This window comes from Aquirufa sp. ROCK-SH2, assembly GCF_054558315.1.
Genome location: NZ_JBPXKB010000002.1, coordinates 294,723 through 318,192, shown reverse-complemented (window position 1 = coordinate 318,192; position 23,470 = coordinate 294,723). Strand labels below are relative to the sequence as shown.

The 23,470-nt window shown below is 35.2% G+C and carries 21 protein-coding genes; 13 read left to right on the top strand and 8 right to left on the bottom strand.

Annotation, left to right across the window (positions count from 1 at the left end; genetic code table 11):
- Nucleotides 1-19: 19 nt before the first annotated feature.
- The 3 genes from V7S79_RS05250 to V7S79_RS05240 all read left to right on the top strand — a co-directional run bounded on the left by V7S79_RS05250 (nt 20) and on the right by V7S79_RS05240 (nt 1,841).
- Nucleotides 20-409, top strand: coding sequence for a DUF7793 family protein (locus V7S79_RS05250; RefSeq protein WP_459489510.1), 390 nt, complete (start codon nt 20-22; stop codon nt 407-409).
- A 19-nt stretch (nt 410-428) separates the two neighbouring features.
- Nucleotides 429-929, top strand: a complete 501-nt coding sequence (locus tag V7S79_RS05245) for a heme-binding domain-containing protein (RefSeq protein WP_459489509.1) — start codon at nt 429-431, stop codon at nt 927-929.
- Nucleotides 930-1,043: 114 nt separating this feature from the next.
- Nucleotides 1,044-1,841: a hypothetical protein gene (locus V7S79_RS05240; RefSeq protein ID WP_459489508.1), complete on the top strand. Its 798-nt coding sequence runs from the start codon at nt 1,044-1,046 to the stop codon at nt 1,839-1,841.
- 24 nt (nt 1,842-1,865) lie between these two features.
- Here V7S79_RS05240 and V7S79_RS05235 read toward each other — a convergent pair whose 3' ends face one another.
- From V7S79_RS05235 to V7S79_RS05225, 3 genes are read right to left on the bottom strand one after another with little or no spacing between them, the layout of a single operon-like run.
- Nucleotides 1,866-2,336, bottom strand: coding sequence for a hypothetical protein (locus V7S79_RS05235; protein ID WP_459489507.1), 471 nt, complete (start codon nt 2,334-2,336; stop codon nt 1,866-1,868).
- A 3-nt stretch (nt 2,337-2,339) separates the two neighbouring features.
- Entirely contained in the window at nt 2,340-2,618 is a 279-nt protein-coding gene (locus V7S79_RS05230; RefSeq protein WP_459489506.1) for a hypothetical protein, read from the bottom strand.
- Nucleotides 2,615-3,157, bottom strand: a complete 543-nt coding sequence (locus V7S79_RS05225; RefSeq protein ID WP_459489505.1) for an RNA polymerase sigma factor — start codon at nt 3,155-3,157, stop codon at nt 2,615-2,617. The genes V7S79_RS05230 and V7S79_RS05225 overlap by 4 nt, the downstream gene beginning before the upstream one ends.
- Before the next feature lie 119 nt (nt 3,158-3,276).
- Here V7S79_RS05225 and V7S79_RS05220 point away from each other — a divergent pair, with 119 nt between their 5' ends.
- The 4 genes from V7S79_RS05220 to V7S79_RS05205 are packed head-to-tail and all read left to right on the top strand — an operon-like array spanning nt 3,277 to nt 6,614.
- A complete protein-coding gene (locus V7S79_RS05220) occupies nt 3,277-4,254 on the top strand; it encodes a YHYH protein (protein WP_459489504.1) in 978 nt (325 codons plus the stop codon).
- Entirely contained in the window at nt 4,254-5,570 is a 1,317-nt protein-coding gene (locus V7S79_RS05215) for a YHYH protein (RefSeq protein ID WP_459489503.1), read from the top strand. Before V7S79_RS05220 ends, V7S79_RS05215 begins: the two co-directional genes overlap by 1 nt.
- A complete protein-coding gene (locus V7S79_RS05210) occupies nt 5,567-5,986 on the top strand; it encodes a toxin-antitoxin system YwqK family antitoxin (RefSeq protein WP_459489502.1) in 420 nt (139 codons plus the stop codon). Before V7S79_RS05215 ends, V7S79_RS05210 begins: the two co-directional genes overlap by 4 nt.
- Nucleotides 5,979-6,614 carry an SCO family protein gene (locus tag V7S79_RS05205; RefSeq protein ID WP_459489501.1) on the top strand — a complete coding sequence of 212 codons (636 nt, stop codon included), beginning with the start codon at nt 5,979-5,981 and terminating at the stop codon, nt 6,612-6,614. The genes V7S79_RS05210 and V7S79_RS05205 overlap by 8 nt, the downstream gene beginning before the upstream one ends.
- 28 nt (nt 6,615-6,642) lie before the next feature.
- Here the strand turns inward: V7S79_RS05205 and V7S79_RS05200 are convergent, their stop codons facing one another.
- On the bottom strand, nt 6,643-8,211 hold the full coding sequence (locus V7S79_RS05200; protein WP_459489500.1) for a hypothetical protein: 1,569 nt from the start codon (nt 8,209-8,211) through the stop codon (nt 6,643-6,645).
- Between the two features lie 118 nt (nt 8,212-8,329).
- Here V7S79_RS05200 and V7S79_RS05195 point away from each other — a divergent pair, with 118 nt between their 5' ends.
- Both V7S79_RS05195 and V7S79_RS05190 read left to right on the top strand, forming a co-directional pair.
- A complete protein-coding gene (locus tag V7S79_RS05195; RefSeq protein WP_459489499.1) occupies nt 8,330-9,712 on the top strand; it encodes a 3-oxoacid CoA-transferase subunit B in 1,383 nt (460 codons plus the stop codon).
- Between the two features lie 38 nt (nt 9,713-9,750).
- Nucleotides 9,751-10,914: a glycosyltransferase family 4 protein gene (locus V7S79_RS05190; RefSeq protein WP_459489498.1), complete on the top strand. Its 1,164-nt coding sequence runs from the start codon at nt 9,751-9,753 to the stop codon at nt 10,912-10,914.
- A gap of 127 nt (nt 10,915-11,041) precedes the next feature.
- On the opposite strand, the gene recF is transcribed toward V7S79_RS05190, so the two are convergent.
- Nucleotides 11,042-12,145 (bottom strand): DNA replication/repair protein RecF, encoded by a 1,104-nt coding sequence (gene recF, locus V7S79_RS05185; protein WP_459489497.1) that lies wholly within the window; start codon nt 12,143-12,145, stop codon nt 11,042-11,044.
- Nucleotides 12,146-12,324: 179 nt separating this feature from the next.
- On the opposite strand from recF, the gene pdhA reads away from it, so the two are divergent.
- The 3 genes from pdhA (at nt 12,325) to V7S79_RS05170 (ending at nt 15,528) form a co-directional block, all read left to right on the top strand.
- Nucleotides 12,325-13,335: a pyruvate dehydrogenase (acetyl-transferring) E1 component subunit alpha gene (gene pdhA / locus V7S79_RS05180; RefSeq protein WP_459489496.1), complete on the top strand. Its 1,011-nt coding sequence runs from the start codon at nt 12,325-12,327 to the stop codon at nt 13,333-13,335.
- A gap of 212 nt (nt 13,336-13,547) precedes the next feature.
- A complete protein-coding gene (locus V7S79_RS05175; RefSeq protein ID WP_459489495.1) occupies nt 13,548-14,354 on the top strand; it encodes a UDP-2,3-diacylglucosamine diphosphatase in 807 nt (268 codons plus the stop codon).
- 1 nt (nt 14,355) lies between these two features.
- Entirely contained in the window at nt 14,356-15,528 is a 1,173-nt protein-coding gene (locus V7S79_RS05170; protein WP_459489494.1) for a glycosyltransferase family protein, read from the top strand.
- Between the two features lie 356 nt (nt 15,529-15,884).
- Here the strand turns inward: V7S79_RS05170 and V7S79_RS05165 are convergent, their stop codons facing one another.
- Nucleotides 15,885-19,091: a TonB-dependent receptor gene (locus V7S79_RS05165; protein ID WP_459489493.1), complete on the bottom strand. Its 3,207-nt coding sequence runs from the start codon at nt 19,089-19,091 to the stop codon at nt 15,885-15,887.
- 634 nt (nt 19,092-19,725) lie between these two features.
- The gene (locus V7S79_RS05160; protein ID WP_459489492.1) at nt 19,726-21,183 is read right to left on the bottom strand and encodes an inorganic phosphate transporter; all 1,458 of its coding nucleotides are present in this window, start codon (nt 21,181-21,183) and stop codon (nt 19,726-19,728) included.
- A 237-nt stretch (nt 21,184-21,420) separates the two neighbouring features.
- Here V7S79_RS05160 and V7S79_RS05155 point away from each other — a divergent pair, with 237 nt between their 5' ends.
- Nucleotides 21,421-21,798 carry a DMT family transporter gene (locus V7S79_RS05155; protein WP_459489491.1) on the top strand — a complete coding sequence of 126 codons (378 nt, stop codon included), beginning with the start codon at nt 21,421-21,423 and terminating at the stop codon, nt 21,796-21,798.
- 79 nt (nt 21,799-21,877) lie between these two features.
- On the opposite strand, the gene V7S79_RS05150 is transcribed toward V7S79_RS05155, so the two are convergent.
- A complete protein-coding gene (locus V7S79_RS05150) occupies nt 21,878-23,464 on the bottom strand; it encodes a SusD/RagB family nutrient-binding outer membrane lipoprotein (protein ID WP_459489490.1) in 1,587 nt (528 codons plus the stop codon).
- Nucleotides 23,465-23,470 lie beyond the last annotated feature (6 nt).

Genomic DNA, 23,470 nt, shown 5'->3' with positions numbered 1-23,470 from the left:
AGAAAAATGTAGTTCAGAAATGAATATGAAATCAGATAATTTAATTGAAGGAGAGATCGCTGATTATGTATTAGAATCTTCCGGAATTCTGGTTTCTTATTCAAAGCCAGTCCGAAGAACAGTTGAGAATATTGCACGCAATATTGCTTTGGTTCAATCCATCACCCATCATAAACCTGCTCCATTATTGATATTTTTGAGCAAATCACCAGTACCCGACAAAGCAACAAGGAAATTTTCAAGTGAACAATTACCTTTCGTCTATAAAGCCATGGCAATGGTCTCAAAGCCAGGATTATCTGCCTTAATTATGCGACTTTTGTTTCAATTTCAGAATCCACCCATCCCCATGAAGTCTTTTACCAATGAAATAGAGGCCAGAGAATGGTTGAAAAAGTATGTGAATTAAACCCTTAAACAAAACAAAAATGAAGAAAAAATTATTAGCAGGATTGGTCGTTGTATTGATTGCCATCCAATTTGTCCCGACAGAGAAAAATGATTCGAATGATATGCAATACGACATATCAACCAAATATACCATTCCAGCAGATGTGGATGTTGTTTTAAAAAATGCATGTAACGATTGCCATAGTAATTCAACTACTTATCCTTGGTATTCAAACATACAACCGGTTGGATTTTGGTTAGACCATCATGTGAATGACGGGAAAAGACATTTGAATTTTTCTACTTTTACTAAAATGCCAATAGCCGTTCAAAACCACAAATTAGAAGAAGTGATTGAGCAAACGGAGGAAAAGGAAATGCCTATGCCTTCTTATACTTATTTTGGGTTACACTCGTATGCAAAATTGAGTGAAGAACAAAGAGCACTGATCATCAATTGGGCGAAAGGCGAGATGGCAAAATTAAAAGCAGCTTATCCAGCAGATAGCTTAAAAATGAAACCTAGAAAAAAAGCTTAATTAAGCCAATAGGGTGTCTTTCAAGTGGAAGGCACCTTTATTGTTTGTCGTTTGTTATAAAAATCCAAGAAAAAAGGAGAAATTTGCATCCAACTAAATTCAAGTGTTTGAATAATGCAAAAACCTAAATTCTATTTCAACCGTTTCTTATTAGTTCTATCTACTTTCATGTTGTTTGCATTTCCTCAAGAACTACGAGCAGATTTTGCAGACAGCACTGCTAAAATATATCACATATCGGCAGCTGCCAACGTTACGAATAACGGAGTTTCTCTATTACCGACATTTACATTAGGCAAACCTGCTGCTATTTTTGACTTATCGGTTGGGAATGAAAAAATCGCATTTGAACCACAATTTCGTTTTTCCTTGGAAGGTAAACCATGGTCTTTTATTTTTTGGTGGAGATACAAAGTGGCCAATACCAAAAACTTTAAATTTTCGATTGGCACGCACCCATCCGTTGCTTTTAGAAATTTTCAAATGTACGATTCTAAAGGGTCTACTGTGAACATTCTTGGACATCATCAATATTGGGCAACAGAATTTTCGCCTAATTGGACTCTTTCCAAAAACGTCAGTTTAGGGGTTTATTATTTATATTCTCATGGATTTAGTGAAGGCTCTACAAATAACACCAATTTCATCACTTTAAACAGCACTATTTCAAACATTAAGATCGCTAAGAATGTTTTTTTGCGTTTATATCCACAAGTTTATTTCTTAAAAATGGACGAAAAAAGCGGCTTTTACATAACGGAAACTTTAACCTTTAGCCATAAAAATTCCCCATTTTTCATTTCATCGGTATTGAACAAAAAACTTTCCTCAGATATCCCTGGAGATGATTTTATCTGGAATTTGAGTTTGCATTATGTATTCTCAAAGCGCTTCAAAAAGATTAGATTGTAATTTGCGTGTAAAAAATTAAGTCTATCAGTGCGGCCTTGGTTTTTTCCCAGAAAAGCCAAAGCTTCCACTTGAAATAATTCGTTGCATCAATACATCAAATTTTGTAGACTGCTCTTTTGAACAGATAGATCGAATATCTTGAAAATGTTTAAAATTCAACTGATCTAATTCTCCATAAGCGTTCGTTAGATCCATTAAATGGGCAATTTTGATAGATTCCGGGCTGTTTAATTGATAATAAGTAATTTTTGCTTTTTCGATTTTCCTTCGAATTTGAGCGGATTTATCTTGATGTTCTTTTACAAAGACCTCAAACTTGTTTCTTTGTTGCTCATCAAAATTGAGTTCATCAGCAATTACTTCTTTCAGTTGAGGCCCATCTAACATTCGTTGTTCATGTAAATGTCCCAACCAAAAAAACACCAAGGTTCCCAAATTGATGATTAAGATCAAAGCAAAAAGGAAAACCCACCATTTTTTTCTTTCCTTTAACATACATTAATAATTTAAATTATTTACCGCATAAATATTTGAAATCTGTTTTAGTTGCTTGTTGGTTAGTTCTTGTTGCTCTTTCAATCCAGCCAAAAATAATAACCCAGAAAGTAAGCAAACAAGCATACTAGCAGCCACAAGCGATTGAATACTGTTAATTTGTTCTTGTTCCCTTTGTCTCATCCGACTTAGAACCTTATCGCCCAAATCATGCTCAATCGTCCATTTCGGTAGCCCATGAATAGCTTTCAAATGATCATCTAATAAATTTTGTGCTTTCATTTCAACTGTTTTTTAATATTTTCTTTTGCTCTGCTAACCAAAGATTCCACGGCCTTAATGCTTAAATTCATCACATCACTTGCTTCTGAATAAGGCATTTCATCTATTTTTATTAAGGTAAATGCGACTCGTTGGTTTGGACTTAATTTATCAATTGCTTGATACAATGCTATCGCCTTTTCTTTATTTTCTAATTGAATTCCTGGATTCAACTCTGTTGCGTGCATACTATTTGTTTCATTGGGCATCCACCAAGGAAGGAATTCTAATAAACGTTGTCTTCTTTTTTGTTTTCTAATTTTTTCCAAAGATTTATGAATGACGATTCGAATGATCCAAGTCGACAAACTAGAGTCGCCTTTAAAAGATTTTATCGACTCAAAAACCTGTACGAAAGTTTCTTGACAAACGTCTTCTGCCTCTTCTCTATTTCGTAGAATTTGCATGGCATGATGAAATATCCGATTTTGGTGATTTTTTACCAAATCTCGAAATGCCACTTCGTCCTTCAAAATTAAACCTTGGATTTCCTTATTCATCTGTTAACAAAACCTTAGATGTTTAGATAAACGAAATCCTTCGATTTGAATAAATATTTTTTTTCTATCGAAGGATATTTCACTTTCATGCATCTAAGTAGAAAATAACACATATTATCATGAAAAAACGATTAATTCCATCACTAATTGCTTGTTTAATTCTAACTGCATGTTCTAAATCAGAAGATATAAGTCCATCCAATGCAACAGACATCATTAAAGAGGTGGATCCCAGTTTATTTATTCCTGCTGGTCTTGTTGGAAGCATAACAAAAGTAGAGAAAACACTTTCCAACGGAACAACAACAACTTGTTATAAAATAACAACCACAAAAATGCCAAGTGATCACGCCATGGGACCTTGGTGCCCAACTAACCTTTCAGATGATGCCAGTAAGGGGGGAGTTTGGTTTGAAAAAGGAAATTTATATGATGTAGATGGAGCCTTTGTGAAAAATCTAGCTACATTTTACAACGATGCAAAATGGAAACTTTATAACAGTGATGGAAGCATTAAGGTAACTAATACGAAAGAAGCATGTCAAGCAGCTGCACGACCAGATGTGGATCCACAATACAATAATTATTGTGTAGAATGTCAGCCATCCTATTTCTCCAATATAAAGATGACATATTACATCCCTGTGAAACCGATTAAACTAAATTCTACCACGAATATCGGTGGAATGGCCGGACCAGGTGGCGGAAGTGTGATAGGAATCGCCTTTAATGGTGTAAATTTTGACCCGCCTGCACCTACACAAGCCATTTTAGGAGCCTATACACTGGCGCCAATGGATGACGCAGGTGGACATGTCAATGGTGCCACAGGCTATCATTATCACGCCGCAACTGGAAAAAGCAAAAAATTAGAACAAGCAGATGGTCATGCTGCCATGATTGGATATGCACTGGATGGCTTTGGAATGTATGAATTGATGGACAAAACAGGCAAAGAACCTAGCGATTTAGATGCCTGTCGTGGTCACTATGATGCAACGAGGGGTTATCATTATCATGTGGCAAAAGCAGGGAGCAATAGTTTCATTGGTTGTTTTCATGGAGCTCAAGGAACAACAGAAGTGAGCATCAACTAATGAGAAAATATCTATGTATCTTCTTGCTCATACCTTTGTTTATGGAAGGTCATTCTCCACAAATTTCAACATTAGCGATTGTCAAGGACAAAGATGCGCATTGGACGCTCCATATTAGTGCTTCTTTGAGTGCCTTTCAATATGCTTTAGGAAATAAAAGTAACATGACAAACATGGCCTTTCAAAAAGAGTTAATTGAATCTTTGAAAAAATCCATTCAAATCAAAAATGGTATTTTCAATTCGATTCAATTAAAAGATGGTCAATGCCATTTAGGTCATCAAACAGATGTTCGATTTTCCTTAATGAATATGCCCAATGATTTAGAAACCATCAGCATCAAACTTCTTTTTTTTGAACATTTATACAACCATTATGTGGTTTTCAAAGTAATCGATATAGAAAAAGAATCCAATCAATATATTTTAAACTCAGGTAATGATTTCACCGCAAACGTTAAAAAAAATCAACAAACAATTATGATACAAGCACCTTCAAATTTCAGTTTTTATTACTTATTTTTAATCTTACCAATCATGTTATACCTATTTAGAAAAACAAATGTGATGAAAGCATTAAGCACTTTTTGTTTTGCCTGTCTATTACTTTCTTGTTCGAAAGACGAAACAAGTGTCACTCCGACCGATAATACTGCAATTCCAGAGGTGTACAAAAAATTGTATGGAGCGAGTAGTATGACAAGCGACGGGACGTATCTTACCATCAAAACTCGTGCCTTACCCGATCATAAAAGTCCATATTATGCCACAGGAAATAGTTTATACCAAAGTTATAGTGGAACTACTTTTGGAGGATTAAATTTTACAAAAAATCCCAATTCAATCATAGAGCAATCAGGTACGATAAAAATTCCTCTTAATCCACAAGTCGCTACAAACCATGCGGCAACACCTCTTGGCCCGATAGGAATTGCACTGAATGGCGTGCCATTTTTCAACCAATACGCGGGTCCAAACAACCAAGAATTGAAAGGAGAAATGGCCAGTTTTGATCAATTTTATGGTCATCCACAGCAATCAGGCGTTTATCATTATCACGTAGAGCCACTTTATTTAACTACCGTAAAATCAAGTAAATCTGGCTTAATGGGATTTTTATTGGATGGATTCCCCGTTTATGGGCCAAACGAAGAAAATGGAAACGCTGTAACAAATGATAAGTTGGATGTATACCATGGTCACACCCATGCCACCTTGGATTATCCCAAAGGCATTTATCATTATCATTTTACACAAGAAGCCCCTTATTTAAACGGGAATGGCTTTTACGGAACACCAGGAACTGTAAGTCAATGACAAAATTCATCTTGTCTTTTACTGTTTTTACATTTTTTGCTTGTCAAAAAGAGCAAGAACAGGAAGTTGTTAAAAAATACTTCCCAAATGGCCAATTGATGGAAATCCGTCATTTTGTAAATGGCGTAAAAAATGGCCGACAAACAGCCTTTTGGGAAAATGGGAAAAGGAGGTTCGACTTTATTGCCAAAAACGATGCCTATGAAGGAACATTAAGAGAATGGGATATTCATGGGCACCTTTTTCATTTAGCCAATTTTGTCAATGGACAAGAGGAAGGCCCTCAAAAAATGTGGTATGAAAATGGTAAAATCAGAGCTAATTATATCGTCATTAAAGGTCGACGATATGGCTTATTAGGAACGAAAAATTGCAGAAACAAACTAGATCCAACTTTAAAACTGAATAATGAATAAGTTAATCCTTCTTCTTTTACCTATTTTACTTTGTTCATGCATTGAGAAAGTTAAATCAAAAATACCCTATTATAATAATCCAGATTTCACCCCACTCTTTTTAACCGAAAAAGAAACAGACAAACAAATCACTCACCGTATTGCTAATTTCACATTAATCAATCAAGAGGGAAAGTCTTTTTCAAATCTATCTTTAAAAGGAAAAATCTATGTGACCAATTTTATCTTCACACGCTGCGGTAAGATTTGTCCTGAATTGACTTCTCATATGAAAACAATTGAGAAAGCTTTTCATTTAAATCCAAAAGTGCAACTTGTATCTATGACAGTAACACCATGGATTGATGATGTAAAAACCTTTCAAAAATTTGGTCAAAAGCACCAAATATCTTCAAAAAACTGGCAATTATTAACTGGGGACAAAGAGCTCATTTATGGTTTAGCGAGAAAATCGTTTTTCGCTGAAGAATCACTCGGATTTAATAAAGACACCTCCGAATTTCTTCATACCGAGCACTTTATTTTAGTCGATCAAAAAGGACGAATTCGAGGAATTTATAATGGAACTCTAGCATTGGAGGCAATTCAATGTGTGGAAGATATTGAAATATTATTGAAAGAAATATGAGTTCAATTAATTCGATTTCTACAAACAACTAATCAAGTCGCTCGTAAATTTGGTACTTTTTTGTAGACTCTTTTAAAACATAATTTTTAGAAACAAACTGCGAAATTTTAGTTCCTTTTAGTTCGGTTAACAAATTCCAAGTATCCACAATAAATTGAGGTTTTTCCTCTTTCATGTCATCTAAATAATTTTGTTCTTCTTTGGCAAAAAATTCTTTATTTTTTGACCGAAAGGAGTCTTGTAGATAAAATGAATGAGAAGATCTACTTTGTAATCTAAAATCATTTTGTAAAAGGTAATAAATGGCTTGGGCTTCCGTCCAGCCTAGCACTAATAATGCTTCATTTTCTCCTTTATTTTCTTTTAACCAATGAATTAAATTTTCATCTGCTAAAAGCGGCAATGGCTTGCCGAAATTGTACTGATTTGCCGCTTGGTGGGTCGATTTATTCCAAATAAAACCCATTGATTTTCCCAAATAGTCAAAATTGAAATTACAAAAAAGAATAATTACAAAAATTGGGTAAACTATTTTTGTAGTAGGTTCCAAGGACTGATTCTTGGACAAATAATTTGCCAAGTCTGCAATAAAAATACTTAACGGTAGAAATAAAAAAATATAATAATGTCCAAAATCATTTTTAGAAATGATGATTACAGCACTTGCAACAATGAGTAAAAAAAAACTTTGAGAGATAGGTGCCAATAATAATTCGAATAGATTTGTTTTAAGTATTCCTCCGAAGCGCTGCATTAATTGATAACAGAATAGGGCTAAAAAGATGTAAATGAATTGATAATAATATTGGATTCGATGTAAGAAATTCATTGGATTTATTCCCTTCTCTCCAAAAGAGCTGTTGCTCATATAATTCAAGTTTTTCAGAATATACACATGATAAAAATCTGGAAATATTCCTTCAAAATACATAAATGCCAGCCAAATTAAATTAAAAATCAAATAGGTGGTTGATAGGAATATCAACATTTTCCATTGTTTTTCTTTCCATAATTTTATGGATAAATAACCTCCAAAAAAAAGAACATATGGGATTGCTTGAAATTTAATATATGGTAGTAAAAAAAGAATTAGAACATAAACTACATAAAAATTACCCCCGTTTTTGTGTCGCAAAATCCAAAACAACAAAGTAGTGAAAAGTAAAATTTGATATTCTGTGTTGTAACTATATATTCCATCGTAAAACACACCAAAATCCGGGAAATTTTTAGCACAAATTAAGACAACAAAGGCCAATCCCCCGATAAGCTTCGCCCCCTTTTGAGAAATTTGATAAATTAAAAACAAAGAGGGTAAAATAAACAGAAAAAAACTAATCAACCGGAGTTGATAAAGTTTTGAAAATCCAGTTAATAGTTTGATTAATGCCAATAAATAAATGGCAAATGGCCCTGAAGTATGAGCGTCAAATCCCACAAAAGGCCTTGGATCTATGAAACATTTTCTGATATCATATAACCACTCTAATTCATCTGGATCTAAAGAAAATTCTCGAAAAGAAATGATTCTTATAACAAAAAGAATTAAAGCAAAGAAAAACAAAACAACATAATCCTTTTTAAAAGCGATTTTCATGTAAATCTGGTTAAATAATAAAATTAGTATATTTTATCGATTAGCTAATTAATTCATGTAATTAAACAATCGAAAATATTTTCTTTATATTTCAAAGTTGAATTATTGATAAATCTCTATGAATAAAATTTTACAATCTGCGACAGAGGCAATAGCCGATATTCAAGATGGAGCGTCTATCATGTTTGGTGGATTCGGTCTGTGTGGTATACCTGAAAATTTAATTTCAGCTATACATCAGAAAAATTTAAAAAAACTGACTTGTATTTCAAGCAATGCAGGAGTGGCAGATTTTGGTGTTGGAATTTTATTGAATAATCATCAAGTCAAAAAAATGATTTCTTCCTATGTCGGTGAAAATGAAGAATTTGAAAAACAAATCATCGAGAAATCCATCGAAGTAGAATTAGTTCCCCAAGGAACATTCGCAGAAAGAATACGAGCAGCAGGAGCTGGAATACCTGGTTTTTACACTCGGACTGGAGTAGGCACAGAAGTAGAAAATTTCAAAGAGAAAAAGAACTTCAATGGCAAAGATTATTTGCTAGAAACAGCCCTTTCTGCCGATTTTGCTTGTATAAAAGCTTGGAAAGGCGATGCAGCTGGTAATTTAGTTTTCAAAGGAACAGCTAGAAATTTCAATCCTATGATGGCCACAGCTGGCAAAATTACCATTGCAGAAGTAGAAGAATTAGTACCAATTGGAACATTAGATCCCAATGAAATCCATGTTCCAGGCATTTATATTCAACGAATTTTTCAAGGTTCGAACTATGAAAAAAGAATCGAACACCTAACTACTCGGACCGAGGAGACTGTATTTAATCCAAGCCTTGAACAATTTTCAGGTGAAGAGCTAGATCGGAACAAAATTGCCAAGAGAATCGCGCAAGAAATTAAAGATGGTGATTATGTAAACTTAGGAATTGGGATTCCTACATTGGTTGCCAATTTCATTGACCCAATCCGGCCTGTCATGTTCCAATCGGAAAATGGATTATTAGGGATTGGTCAATTTCCTAAACCGGATGAAGTGGATCCGGATTTGATCAATGCAAGCAAACAAACCATAACTTTCCATCAAGGCTCGTCTTTATTTAGTTCTGCAGATAGTTTTGCCATGATTCGCGGTGGACATATACATGTTACCGTTTTAGGCGCCATGGAAGTAGCCCAAAATGGCGATTTAGCTAATTGGAAAATTCCAGGTAAAATGATCAAAGGAATGGGAGGAGCCATGGATTTAGTGGCTTCTGCGAGCAATGTTATTGTTGCAATGCAGCATACCAATAAAGAAGGCAAATCCAAATTACTCAAAAGCTGTACACTCCCTTTAACAGGAATTGGCTGTGTTCATAAAATTGTAACAGAACTAGCTGTGATAGAAATTGTCCCTGAAGGATTCAAATTATTGGAGCGAGCAAAAGGTGTTTCTGTAGAGCATATAAAAAATTGCACCGAAGGAAATTTAATTGTTGAAGGTGAAATTCCGACGTTTTAATCAGTAAAAAAACTAATTTTGTTGGATTAATTCACAGCATGTTTTCAAAACGAATCCTTTTATTTGATACAATTACAGATGGACATCATCCAGATTATTTGTACAATTTAATTTTGTATTATTCAGAAAAACCCGGAGTTGAATTAAACATTGTTAGTGGAGAAGCATTCATCCAATATTTAAAACAATATTTTTCAGAAGGAATTTTACCTTGGAAAAATATCAAAATACATACAATTCCTAGCAAAGAGCTTCAAGAAATCCACCAAAAATCCATTTACTTGCGTTCCTTTCTTGAATGGCGCTTAATGAAAAAATATGCCCATCAATTAGGCATCAAAAAGGTCTTATTAATGTATATGGATTATTTCCAACTCGGAATTATTTTTGGCAGAAAGTCGGGACTTGACATATCTGGTATTTATTTTAGACCTGATTTTATTAAAAGTCCAACAGGATTTTATGCCAAATTCAAACGATTGATTTTTCAAGCAGCGATGAGTTCAGGGAATATAAAAAACCTATTCATTTTGGAAGAAAAAATTGTTCCAGCATTAAAAAAATTAAGTTCAAAAACTCGTGTCTCGGCAATTTGCGAACCCATTCAATTATTTCCAATCAGCGAAAATCAAACCATCGAATTTTCGAAAAAGCATCAATTACCCAAAGAGAAATTGATATTTTTAAATTTTGGATACCTAGATGAGAGAAAAGGTATTGAAGTCTTCTTGGAGGCTTGCCAATTACTAAAAAAAGAACATTTAAAAGCCATAGCCTTAGTCTTAATTGGACCAACTAAGCCCGATTATCAAGCTAAAATTGAGGAGCTTATTGAAAAAAACAAAGAACTTTCAACCTATCCAATTTGGGGATATTTACCAGCGAATGAGGTTCAAATTGCTTTTAATTTAGCTGATTGGGCGCTTGTCTTATACCAAAATCATCTTGGATCAAGTTCTGTTTTGGTGCGAGCCGCTTTATCTGGGAAACCCGTTTTAGGAACTCATTTGGGACAAATTGGAGAATTGACCCGAAACAAAAAATTAGGATTAGCCGTTGACGCATCCAATCCAATTGAAATAGCAAAAAACCTAGCAGATATCATCGAAAATCGAGTTTTAATAGATCACAAAGCGATTCAACAATTTGCGAATGAAAATTCAATTCAAGCCTTTGGAGATGCGGTTAATGAAACAATTTGAGGTAATAGGTAATAGGTAAGAGGTAATAGGTAATAGGTAATAGGTAATAGGTAATAGGTAATAGGTAATAGGTAATAGAAAAAAGAAGAAAACTCTTACCTTTTACCTATTACCTCTTACCTCGATTTCATAATTCCAAATACTGAATATTGCTTTTCAGATTTTTCAACAAATTTTTCGTTCTTTCGGGTCGGGCATCTGTGATAAAAACTTGCCCAAAATGTTCTTCGGACATCATTTCTACTAATCTTTGAATTCGGCGATCATCCAATTTATCAAAAATATCATCCAATAAAAGTAGCGGTTTTCTAGGTTTACTACTCGCTAATGTGTCAAATTGAGCTAATTTCAATGCAACCACAAAACTTTTTTGTTGCCCTTGAGAGCCAAATTTTTTCAAAGGATATTGATTGATTTCGAACGAGAAATCATCTCGATGAATACCCACACTCGTTCTTTGAGACATCCTATCTGCCAATTCAGCATTCCTCAAAGATTCATCTAACTTCCCTGGCTCAAAACTAGATTCCAATTTAATCATTACGTCCTCTCTCCCATCGGATAATTTCGCATAATGCTCTTGAAAACTTGGAATAAAGATCTTTAAAAATTCCATTCGTGCTAGATTGAGACTTTCACCCAATTCTACAAGAGGCTGATGATAACTATCTAATTGCAATTGATCTACTCGGTTTTGTTCAGCAAATTGCTTGAGTAGAGTATTCCTTTGTTGAACAATGCGATTATATCTAAGTAATTGATCTAAAAATTGTCGGTCCATTTGAGACATCATACCATCAAAAAATCGCCGGCGAGTATCACTACTTTCTCTAACCAAATCGGTATCATGTGGATCCATCAAAACCACAGGAAAATTCCCAATATGATCAGCCAATCGAGTATAAGGTTTTTGGTCTTTCAAAAAGCTCTTCTTATTCCCTTTTTGAAAAGCGCAAGTAATTTGTGTTTCGCTCTTTGGTAAATTCGCACTTACTTGTTTTTGATAAATAAACGTACCCTGAACCATGAAATAGCTTTCATCGTGTTTGACACAAAGTAAATCTGCAATGCCGCGTGCACTTTTGGTCATGGATAAAAAATGGATCGCGTCCAGTAAGTTGGTTTTCCCAATTCCATTCTCTCCTACAATGCAATTAATCTCCGGAATAAAGTCGAATTGCGCTTCATCATAGGATTTAAATTGCTTAACCTGAAGAGATTTTAGGTACATAAGGAGGGTGAAATTTACTCTAAGAAGTAAAAATAAGGAATATTACACGATTTTTGAGATTGATTGAGGGTATTTCGACTCAAATTTTGGCTTCTCAATGCTTTTGTTTTAATTTCGCATCGGATTCTATTAGACAAATTGAATTGTTTAATACTAAATACAAATTTTCTATCAAAACGATGGCAAAGAAAGACGCTCAAGCACCCAAGTATTCTAAAGAAACATACCGTTTTTGGTATGAGTCAATGCAATTACAACGCAAATTCGAGGAGAAATGTGGACAATTGTATGGAATGCAAAAAATTAAAGGTTTCTGTCACTTGTATATTGGACAAGAAGCTTGTTCATCAGGTTCAAAATCAGCTTTGATTGAAGGAGATAAATACATTACGGCATACCGTGATCACGGTATTCCTTTGGCATTAGGAACTTCCCCTAATGCAATCATGGCCGAATTATATGGCAAGATTACTGGAGCTTCCAAAGGTAAAGGTGGATCTATGCACATTTTTGATAAAAGTGTTGGATTTGTGGGTGGCCACGGAATTGTAGGAGCACAAATTCCTTTAGGTGCAGGTTTGGCTTTTGCAGAAAAATACAAGAAAACAGGTAATGTTTCTATCACTTATTTTGGTGATGGAGCGGTTCGTCAGGGAGCTTTGCATGAGACTTTCAACATGGCTATGACTTGGAAACTACCTGCTATTTTTGTGGTAGAAAACAATGGTTATGCGATGGGAACTTCTGTTGCACGTACTTCCAACGTTACAGACTTATACACCATTGGTGAGGCCTACGATATGCCAGCAGAGGCAGTAGACGCGATGGACGTTGAGGCGGTTCATGAAGCAGTATCAAGAGCAGCAGCTCGCGCAAGAGCTGGCGAAGGCCCAACTTTCTTAGAATTTAGAACGTATCGTTACAGAGGACATTCCATGTCTGATCCTCAAAAATACCGTTCAAAGGAAGAAGTTGAAGCGTACAAAGATCGTGACCCTATCGAACAAGTAAAAAATACGATTTTAACTCACAATCTACTTAGTCAAGCAGAATTAGACGAAATTGATGCAAAAATCAAGATTCAAGTTCAAGAATCTGTTGATTTCGCAGAAAACTCTCCTTTCCCTGACAAGTCTGAAGCATACAAAGATGTGTATGTACAGGAGGATTATCCGTTTGTGGAGGAATAATTGAGGTGAGAGGTAAAAGGTAAGAGGTAATAAGTAAAAGGGAGAGAGAAAAGAGGAAAGAGAAAAATTCAATAACATCTTTTACCTATTACCTATTACCTCTTACCTTTTACCTCTCACCTCATTAGCGTCATATTTAACAATTCCTTTAATCTCACTTAACAAGCCACTAAAATAGGTAAAGTAATTTTGACTCAACAAATCAATCATTGATGGGTCAATCACATAAGACTACCTACAAAACCATTGTTATTTCTGACTTGCATTTAGGCAGCAAAGGCGCCAAAGCAAAAGAAGTCAACGAATTTCTTCGAGTTAATTCTTGTCAACAACTTATTCTTAACGGCGACATCATCGACGGCTGGCAATTAAAGAAAGGTGGTTCTTGGAAAAAGAAGCATACTGGATTTTTCAGAGCTGTCCTTAAAATGATGGACAAATTTGACACGGAAGTCATTTATTTAAGAGGTAATCATGATGATTTTTTGGATCAAGTTCTACCTATCAAAATAGGCAAGCAATTTTCCATTCGTCAAGATTACATGTTGAATACTTTTGGCAAAAAGTATTTTATCACTCATGGAGATATTTTTGACAGTATTACGAGTCAAATGAAATGGTTAGCTTATTTAGGAGATGTGGGTTACACATTTCTTTTGTGGCTCAACAAATGGTACAATCAGTACCGCACTTGGAGAGGTAAGCCTTATTACTCCTTGTCGCAAACCATCAAACAAAAAGTAAAAGCTGCGGTCAATTTTATTTCTGATTTTGAAGAGAAATTGGCAGAGCTAGCCATTGCCAAAAATGCAGATGGCATCATTTGTGGGCATATTCACAAATCAGAAATCAAGGAAATCAACGGAATTTGTTACATGAACTCAGGTGACTGGGTAGAATCCTTGACTGCTTTGGTGGAAACACACGCTGGAGAATGGTTAATCGTAAATTATCCAGATTTTGATTTAATGAAAGATTTAGAAGGGATTCAAGTAGAATCGAACCAAACATACGCATAACATGGGCAAATTTATTTTTACAGTTCAGGGAGAAGGAAGAGGGCATTTAACACAAGCGATTTCTTTGACACAAATAGCAAGAGAGGCTGGGCATGAAGTCATTGGATATGCAGTTGGCACCTTTGAAGGAAGAATCATTCCGAGCTTTTTTACTGACTTTATTGGAGATACGCCCTTGATTCAGTACGAAAGCCCCTCCATTAACTATGGCACTGGAAAGTCTGTATTATTAGGAAAAACGGCTTCGCAAGCCTTTACAAAATTTAGAACTTATTGGAAGAGTGCTACTCAATTAGGCCATTTTATTGACGATTTGCAACCTGATGCCATTGTCAATTTTTATGAATCCATCACTGGATTATACAACCTAAAAAGTGGTTCTAAAATCCCTTGTATGTCGATTGGTCACCAATATTTATTGTTAAATAAAAACTTCGTTTCACTTCCTGAGAAAAAACTAGATCAATTTTTATTGAATTTAAATACTAAAATCACAGCGATTGGATCTAAAAAATTATTGGGTTTGTCTTTTCGTGAAATTGAAAATGATGAAAAAATTTCTGTTGTTCCGCCTTTGTTACGCCAAGAAGTTAAAACCTTAGAAACCCAAGAAGGCGGTAATTGGTTGGCTTATTTAACGCATTACCGTTTGGCAGACGATATAATGGCATGGTCAGAAAAAAATCCACATATCCAATTGGATTGCTTTTGGGATCATAAAATCCATACCACCACATATAAGCATTCTGATTCATTGACCTTTCATCCTATTAATGCAGAAATGTATTTGTCGAAAATGAAATCATGTGCAGGATTGATTTCAACGGCAGGATTTGAATCCGTGGCTGAGGTCATGTATTTAGGAAAACCAGCTATGATGGTACCCGTTCCTAATCACATTGAGCAAATGATCAATGCCTTTGATGGAGAATTATCAGGAGCAGGTGTGGCAGCGAGAGAGTTCAATTTAGATATTTTCAAAAACTATTTACCTCAATATGTTTCGGTAAAAGATCAATATCAAACTTGGGTAGGACAATCTCCCAACAAGATGCAAGAACATTTGAGAGGCTTATTAGCGAAGGAAAAGAAACATCATCCTTTCAAAAATATTATTAAAGGTTTCAATCGTTTCAGAAATGGAAGAATGCCTTTACCCAACAGCATGAGTTAGTTTAAATGAAGAATAAATACTTAAAAATACCGAATGATGTTTGGTATTTTTTTTGTTTAAAATCTATCTAAAACAAAAAAGGGATCATATCCGAAACTTGTCGGATAAATATTTTAAGCAATTAAGATAGAGATATGATTTTTTTTAAACATTAAGGCATTAAGAGATTAAGAGAAATAGGTAAACTTAATGATTCTTAATACCTTAATGTTTAAAAAAAAGATTTGATAGATTCAAAAGGATGCGAACATTGAGACTAATAATAATATCAAAAAAGTCTAAATTATTTCCCAGACCCACTTAAACCAAAAAAGCCATCCGTCGGTTGACAGATGGCTTTTTTATCATTCAATAATTTAGAACGTATATCTTGCTCCGGCTTGCATTTGCCATCTTGAACCTAATTGATCAACAGAGTACGGAGTCGCAGGTGCTGAAAACTTATAGGTCGGATCTGCAGATGTACCTGAGTTTACACGAGATAAACCAACACTTGCCGTAGAATTGAATGTATTCGGAGAGAAGTACAATCTACCCCAATCTTTATTAATTAAATTCGTTGCATTGATGATGTCTAATGAAAACTGAATTTCATGACCATTCGATGCCTTGATTGTATGAGAAAGCTTTAAATCAACTGTTACATTCCAAGGAGTTCTACCGCCATTTCTTTCAGTAAAATCACCTTTTCTTGTGCTTAAATATTCATCAGCATTGATATAATTCATAAAAGCTTTTGCTTGTGCACTTGCAGTTCCTAACTTGGCATCATCCACCATATATTTCGTTGCTTCTGCTTCATCTTTAAAGATATAAGCTAAACCAGCAGCTTGTGGTGTATTTGCGATGGTTGAGTTAACAAATCCCCACGTGAATGGAGCACCAGATTGTGCACTAAATACACCTGATAAAGTTGTTGCTCCCGCCTTTTTCCAAGCCAAAGTATAACCAAATTGACCAATGATACGATGTCTAATATCAAAATTAGAATACGATAATTTAGGATCGTTAGGTGTCAATGACTGATTCAATTGCCAGTTTGACTCCATTGAATTACGAATACCGTTTGTTAAGTCGAAACTTTGACCATAGGTGTAAGCCGCCATAAAATTGAATCCGAAAGCATAAGTTTTAGAAACTTGAGCTGTCAAACTGTAACGATGTCCTTCAGAAGTATTCGCTAATTCATAGGCATTTGAAAAAGAAGTATTCAACTTTTGACCCGTAGTTCCACCCGACAAATAAATAGGCATTTGGCGTTGCGTATCATAAGAGAAATATTTCACGGAATCTTTCAAATTCACCATTTGAAATTTCAAATCGCTAATTGTTTTCGTGTAGATACCTTCCAAAGTAATTTTATAGCCATTGATGGTTTTGTCTACGGCCAAAGAACTTCTCCATACTTGTGGCATTTTGAAATTATTCGCCATCGCATCTACTTGCGTCAAACTTTTTTGTCCATTATTGAAAGCAAACGTTTTTGCACCGTCTTTCAAAACATCTCCAACATTCTTTCCTGCTACGTTATTTACGTCAAAGGCTCCAAAACCAACGCCATCATTATAGAAGGCATAACCTAACCAAGCGAAAGGAATTCTACCAGTAAAGATTCCCGTTCCTCCACGAATAATCGTTGAACGGTCGCCATTTACATCATAATTAAATCCTAATCTTGGAGAGAATAATACTTGTCCAAAAATTGAATTGGTCACTTTATTCAATGGAGTAGCAGCTACATAGGTTGACCCTGCACTAGGATCAGTTATTGTTGAAGCCAATTTTGGACTTAAATTAGGAGCGTCTGTGCTAGCTATATCAAAACGAATACCTGGAGATAATTTTAAATTATCAGTAACCTGAATTTCATCTTGTGCATAAAGGCTGTATAGTCCTACATTGAAAGTAGCATACGGATTATTGTAAATAGCATCCCTATCATTGTTTGTAAAGCTATAAGAACCACGTACACGATTCACATTACCATTGTAAAAATCGGCTAAACTCTTATATGCCACACGGCCATTCCAAGAATTAACAAATCCATAATTGATGTTATAAAGCTCATTGTGCGTTCCTACTAAGAAGGTATGATTACCTTTAAACCAAGTAAAATTATCTGTAAATTCAAACGTCTTTTGTTTCATATTAAAGACTGTTGCCTCACGCTCATTTCCTAAAAATATCGTTCCTCCGTTAGATGCAATTTCAACTTGAGGGAAAGCGAAATTTGCACTTGAAGGAGTACGGTAATCGCGAATATCAGAATATCCTAAAATTAAACTATTTGAGTAGGTTCCGAAGTGACTTTTTAATTCCGCAACTGTAGAGTTGGTCTTGTTGTATTGAGTAAAGTCCATTGATCCGAAACGAAAGTTGGCCACATCACGCTCTAAGTTAGATGCTTCAGAAGCTACGTATGAATTTCTGATTGATAATTGGTGTTTTTCAGAAATATTCCAATCGATACGATTAAAGAATTTATTACTTTTTGAATAGATCGAATATTCACCAAAGGCTCCTGGATCAAAACCATAATTCGTTTTTAGGAAAGATGAAATTTGATTGGCAGTTGCCACGTCTATGATAGTCCCTGGAGCACCAGCTTGGTAAAAAAGAGGTTCATTTCTTTGCGTAATTTCTTCATTGGTAAACCAGAACAATTTGTTTTTAATCAATGGTAAACCTAATCTAAAACCAGTTTGGTAATCACAATAACCACTTGGAATGGCAGCACCATCACCTGCATTATTAGGGCCTGTCAAGAAGGCATTTCTACCGTATCCATAAACAGAACCTTTCACTTGATTCGTTCCAGTACGTGTTACTGCATTAATTGAACCACCTGTAAAGTTTCCAATTTTAACATCATAAGGAGCCACATATACTTGAACATCTTGAATAGCGTCCAAAGAAATAGGATTGGTACGAGTACTAGAACCTGGCATACCTGAAGTTCCACTTTGTCCACCTAAAGATGGGCTAAAACCAATGGCATCGTTATTAATCGTTCCATCCACGGTTACGTTGTTATAACGAAAGTTTGTACCAGCAAATGAATTGCTTGAGCTCCCTTGTGGAGTTAAACGAGTCATATCTGTCAAACTACGATTCAACGTTGGAACAGATTTGATAGTTGTTTCGCTCAAAGTAGTAACCGCACCAGAGCGAGTGCCTCCCTTATCTGCTTTCACAACTACTTCTGTCAAAGTTGTATTTTCCTCAGAAATAACAATATTTACCGCAGGATTAGAACCTAAAGTTAAATTTAAATTATCCGCCTTAAATGTTTTGTAACCGACGAAAGTAACGCTTAAAGAATAAGGACCTCCTGGATTCATATTCGCTAAAACGAAATTTCCATCAATTTGTGTTGACACCCCGTAACGAGCTCCCGTAGGAGTATGTATCATTACAACCGTAGCACCCGGAATTTCTTCCCCTTTGGTGTCTTTTACTTTACCTGATAATGTTGATGTAGTAATCTGTCCAAAAGAATCGAAAGTAACGACAGATAAAATCAGAACAAACAGCAAAACTGCTGATTTAAAAAAATTGTACATTTCTTATATTGGTTTTTTAACGAGGGCAAAATTAATACCTAATAAAATAGCCAATGTTAAGAAATTGTTAACAAAGTGTTAAGGATGTGTGAGGTAATAGGTAATAGGGAAGAGGTAAGAGGTAAGAGGGAAGAGGGAAGAGGGAAGAGGGAAGAGGGAGACCGATGGCTGAGCGGAGTCGAAACCAAAGGATATGTTAGGATAAGTTGGTAGAAATTAGGCTTCCTATCAAACACATGACAACTAAACTCTAAAAAATACGAAAGAGGCAAACAGAAATAATTTTATCAAACAACTGAACTTATTATCCTTTAAATTGCAGGGGGTAAGGGGACGCATTACCCCTTAAAAAACAAAAATTAGATTTACTAATAGTACGCTTATATTCTTTTATCAATTACTTGATTTTTTCTCATTCCGTTTCTCTTAATGATAAAAATTAAGGTAAGAAGTAAGAGGCAAGAGGTAAGAGGTAAGAGGTAAAAGGTAATAGGTAATAGGTAATAGGTAAAAGGGAGACAGATAGCTAAGTTAGTCAAAGCCAAGGAATGAAAAAGGTAAGAAGTAATATGAAGTAAAAGGGTATTTAACTATTACCTCTTACCTCTTACCTTTTACCTCTTAACTAAATCCTCTACCCTACTATCCAGCGGAAGAACAAGAATAATACCGTTGATAAAATAATGGTGATAGGCAAAGTTAGCACCCAGGCAATTACGATACTTTTTACAGTTCCACCTTGAAGGTTTTTAACTCCTTTACTTGCTACCATCGTACCTGCAATACCCGAAGATAATACGTGCGTAGTACTTACTGGCCATTTATAGGCAGTAGCCAAACCGATTGTAATCGATGCAATTAATTCAGCAGATGCCCCTTGTGCGTAAGTCAAATGGTTTTTACCAATCTTCTCTCCGATTGTCACAACAATTCTTTTCCAACCTACCATGGTTCCTAAACCCAAAGAAAGTGCGACAACCCACATGACCCATACAGGTGCAAAATCAGTTACTCCAGCTATACCGCTTGAAGAGGACGTTCCGTAAGTGAAAAATGGCCCTTTATCGCCAGCAGTTGCTGATTTAAGCAATTTCTTATCGCTAGAAGAAAGATCGACTGACTCACTCTCCAATAATTTTTTGGCATTTTTATTGATTGTTAAAGCTGCCTTACGAATATCAAATTTTTGAGTAGTAGTTAATGTTTTGGTAGTAGCTCCACTAGAGATAATGTGCTGCAAAGCAGTTGTAGACTCCATCAATTTATGGAAGCTTTCTCTCTCTTTACGTGACAAAGGAATGGTATCAATTTTCGCGGCAACTGCTTGAATAGTTGTTAAACTAGTTTGAACTTTTGTCAAATCTAAGGTCGTGTTGATGGCAAAATAACCTGGCAAAAAGGCGATTAAAATAACCATAACCAATCCTATTCCTTTTTGTCCATCGTTTCTTCCATGGAAAAACGAAACCAAGGTACAAGTTGTAATTAAGATGGCGCGAATCCACATGGGTGGAGGTGACTTCTTTTTAGGCTCTTTAAATATTTCTTTGTTTTTAACCAATTTACGCAAGATGTACATTAGGATAATTGCCAAAGCAAATCCAAAAAGAGGAGAAAGCAATAAGGCTTGCCCAACTTCTAATACTTTATCCCAATTGACTGCTGAAATACCGATGTTTGAATTTTCTGGCAATAATGCGTGGCCTACACCGACACCAATGATAGATCCAATTAAGGTATGTGAACTACTTGCAGGTATTCCAAAATACCAAGTACCTAAGTTCCAAAGAATGGCAGAAAAAAGCAATGAAAGTGCCATAGCCATGGAATGATACACATTGGAATCCATGAGGAGCTCCGTTGGCAAGAGGCCGATGATACTCATGGTAACTCCTACTCCCCCTGTCAATAACCCTAAAAAATTCATGAAACCTGACCAAATAACAGCTTGTGTTGGCTGCAATGAGTGGGTATAAATAACAGTTGCTACGGCGTTTGCAGTATCATGAAAACCATTTACGAATTCAAATGCACATGCTGCAAATAGGCAGAAAAATAGCAAAAACAAAAGGGTAGGATCTAATCCAAACATATCTAAACGATTTACACTTTGTATCTAAGTTTGCAAAAATAGGATATTGCTTAAAATATATTGTTATCGAATTGTTAATAAAATTGTGAATTTGAAAATTCGTTACGAATTTAGGCTTCCTAAGTAGAAAAAAAATTTTCAAACTATTAACATTCGATTAAATAATAAATTTGGATTCTTTTAATAGCCACTTTTCCGATAATTTCGAATTTTAATACCTTATATTCTAAAAATACAATGTTGAAACCCTGGATTTATTTACTATTCGCAGCCACTTTAGAAGCTGCTTGGACCTACTCACTACGTAAACTGGATATGGCACAATTAAAATTAGCCATCCTTGAAAATCCTTTCTTTAGTAAAGCCGTTGGAATAGAATTAGGCTATTTATTGACGTATTTAGGCCTTGGATTGGCTAATATCTTTTTTCTATCGCTGTCTATGAAATCCATTCCAATGACAGTAGCCATTGCTACTTGGACTTCTGTATCCTTGATTTTGATCAAACTGATAGATGTATTCTTCTTAAAAAATTCCACCAATATGTATGAAATCTTTTTTCTTACTTTAATTATAGTGGGTATTATTGGTTTGAAATTTAGCGCAGCAAATTAGGTAATAGGTAAGAGGTAAGAGGTGTTTTCTCTTTTCTTTTGACCTATTACCTTTTACCTATTACCTTTTACCTTAAAAACTATTTATTCAACCAAATAACATCATTGATATCATCTTTACCAGCGAATTGGCTAGTAATTGCTGCTGTGTAATTAGCTGCATTGGCTGTTCTTTCTGTCGTTGGATAAATCCAACGCAAAGCAATACGGCTTGAATTACCATTACCAACTCCTGAAGAGAAAGCTGGAAAACCTGTTCTTCTCCAGTTGAAATAAGCCTCCATTCCTGAATTCATAAAAAATGCTGCATATTTTTGAGAAACAATTTTCTCAATAGCTGAATTAGCATCTAATTGAACGGATGGTTGAGCATAATAAGTATCAAAGTTGAAATTAACCGTATAAGTAACGAAATCCGCTGGATCTTTTGAGCCAGTTCTTGAATACGTCATAGTATTCGCTCCTTCAACAATTCCGTAAAATGACTGAGAAGCTTTGATTCCTTTTTTGTACCAATCTTCTGCCGAACCTGAAGCCCATCCTCTGGCTAAACCTTCTGCGATATTGAAACATAATTCAGGATAACCTACGATAAACGTATTTTCGCCTGTGTAGTTTTTATAATAACGAGAACGATTTTGGAAAGAATAAATTCCTGGTGCAAAACCTGCTCCATTCGACAAACCTGCGTTTTTCGACATATCATCCAAACCTTGTCCTGAATCTGCACCTCTATAAGCGGTGAAATCAGAAGCTAATTTACCAGCCTTTAAATCTGAACCTGCTGGCTCACAAGTGATCATCACACGTGGATCATTGATTTTCGATAAAAACCCTACATAAGTAGAAGCCATATTTTGACGAGTCGCATCAAAACCGAAGTTATCTGGATTAGATGGATACTTATTAAATGTATTCCAAACGAATTGTAATGACTCGCCATTTGAACCAATCAAAGGATATTTGCTTGGATTAGAAATCATCTCAGCAAATTTCGTTTTGATACTTAAATCAGAATCCGACTCTTTCTTAGACAAAGTAAGTAAAACACGTAAACGATACGCATTGATCACTTTTTGCCATTTTTTCAAATCTCCATTGAAATAGAAATCGCCTGAAATGGTTTCTCCCTTTACGATCAAAGAAGTCAAATCTGTATTTGCATCATCTAACCACTTCAAAATTTGTACATAAATCACTTTTTGTGAATCATATTTAGGAGCTGTATTTTCAATACCTTTCAAAGCCTCCGTCATCGGTAAATCACCCACACGCTTAGACATTTGATCAAAGAAATAAGCACGAAAGAATTTTCCCAAGGCTGAATATCCATTCACATCAGACAAACCAGCTCTTTTAGCCTCCTCTTCCATCTTGATCACGTTTTTCAAGGTCGTGTACTGATTTGGCATTTGGCCTAAATTATACTCATTGTTGGCATAGTAATTATAGTTGGAACAGAAAAACTGATTCCAACGCATTTCGGCAGAAAACGGACGACCATTTGCGTCCATTACATTGTATTCAATTGACTGAAGTACCAAAGAAGCAGGTACTTGTACGGCACGGTTGGAGTCTTTTTCCAACTGTTCAAATGTCTTCTCACAACTGCTCAAAGCAAGAACAGCGAAGCTCATCATTCCTAAAAATATATGTTTAACTTTCATTTTATC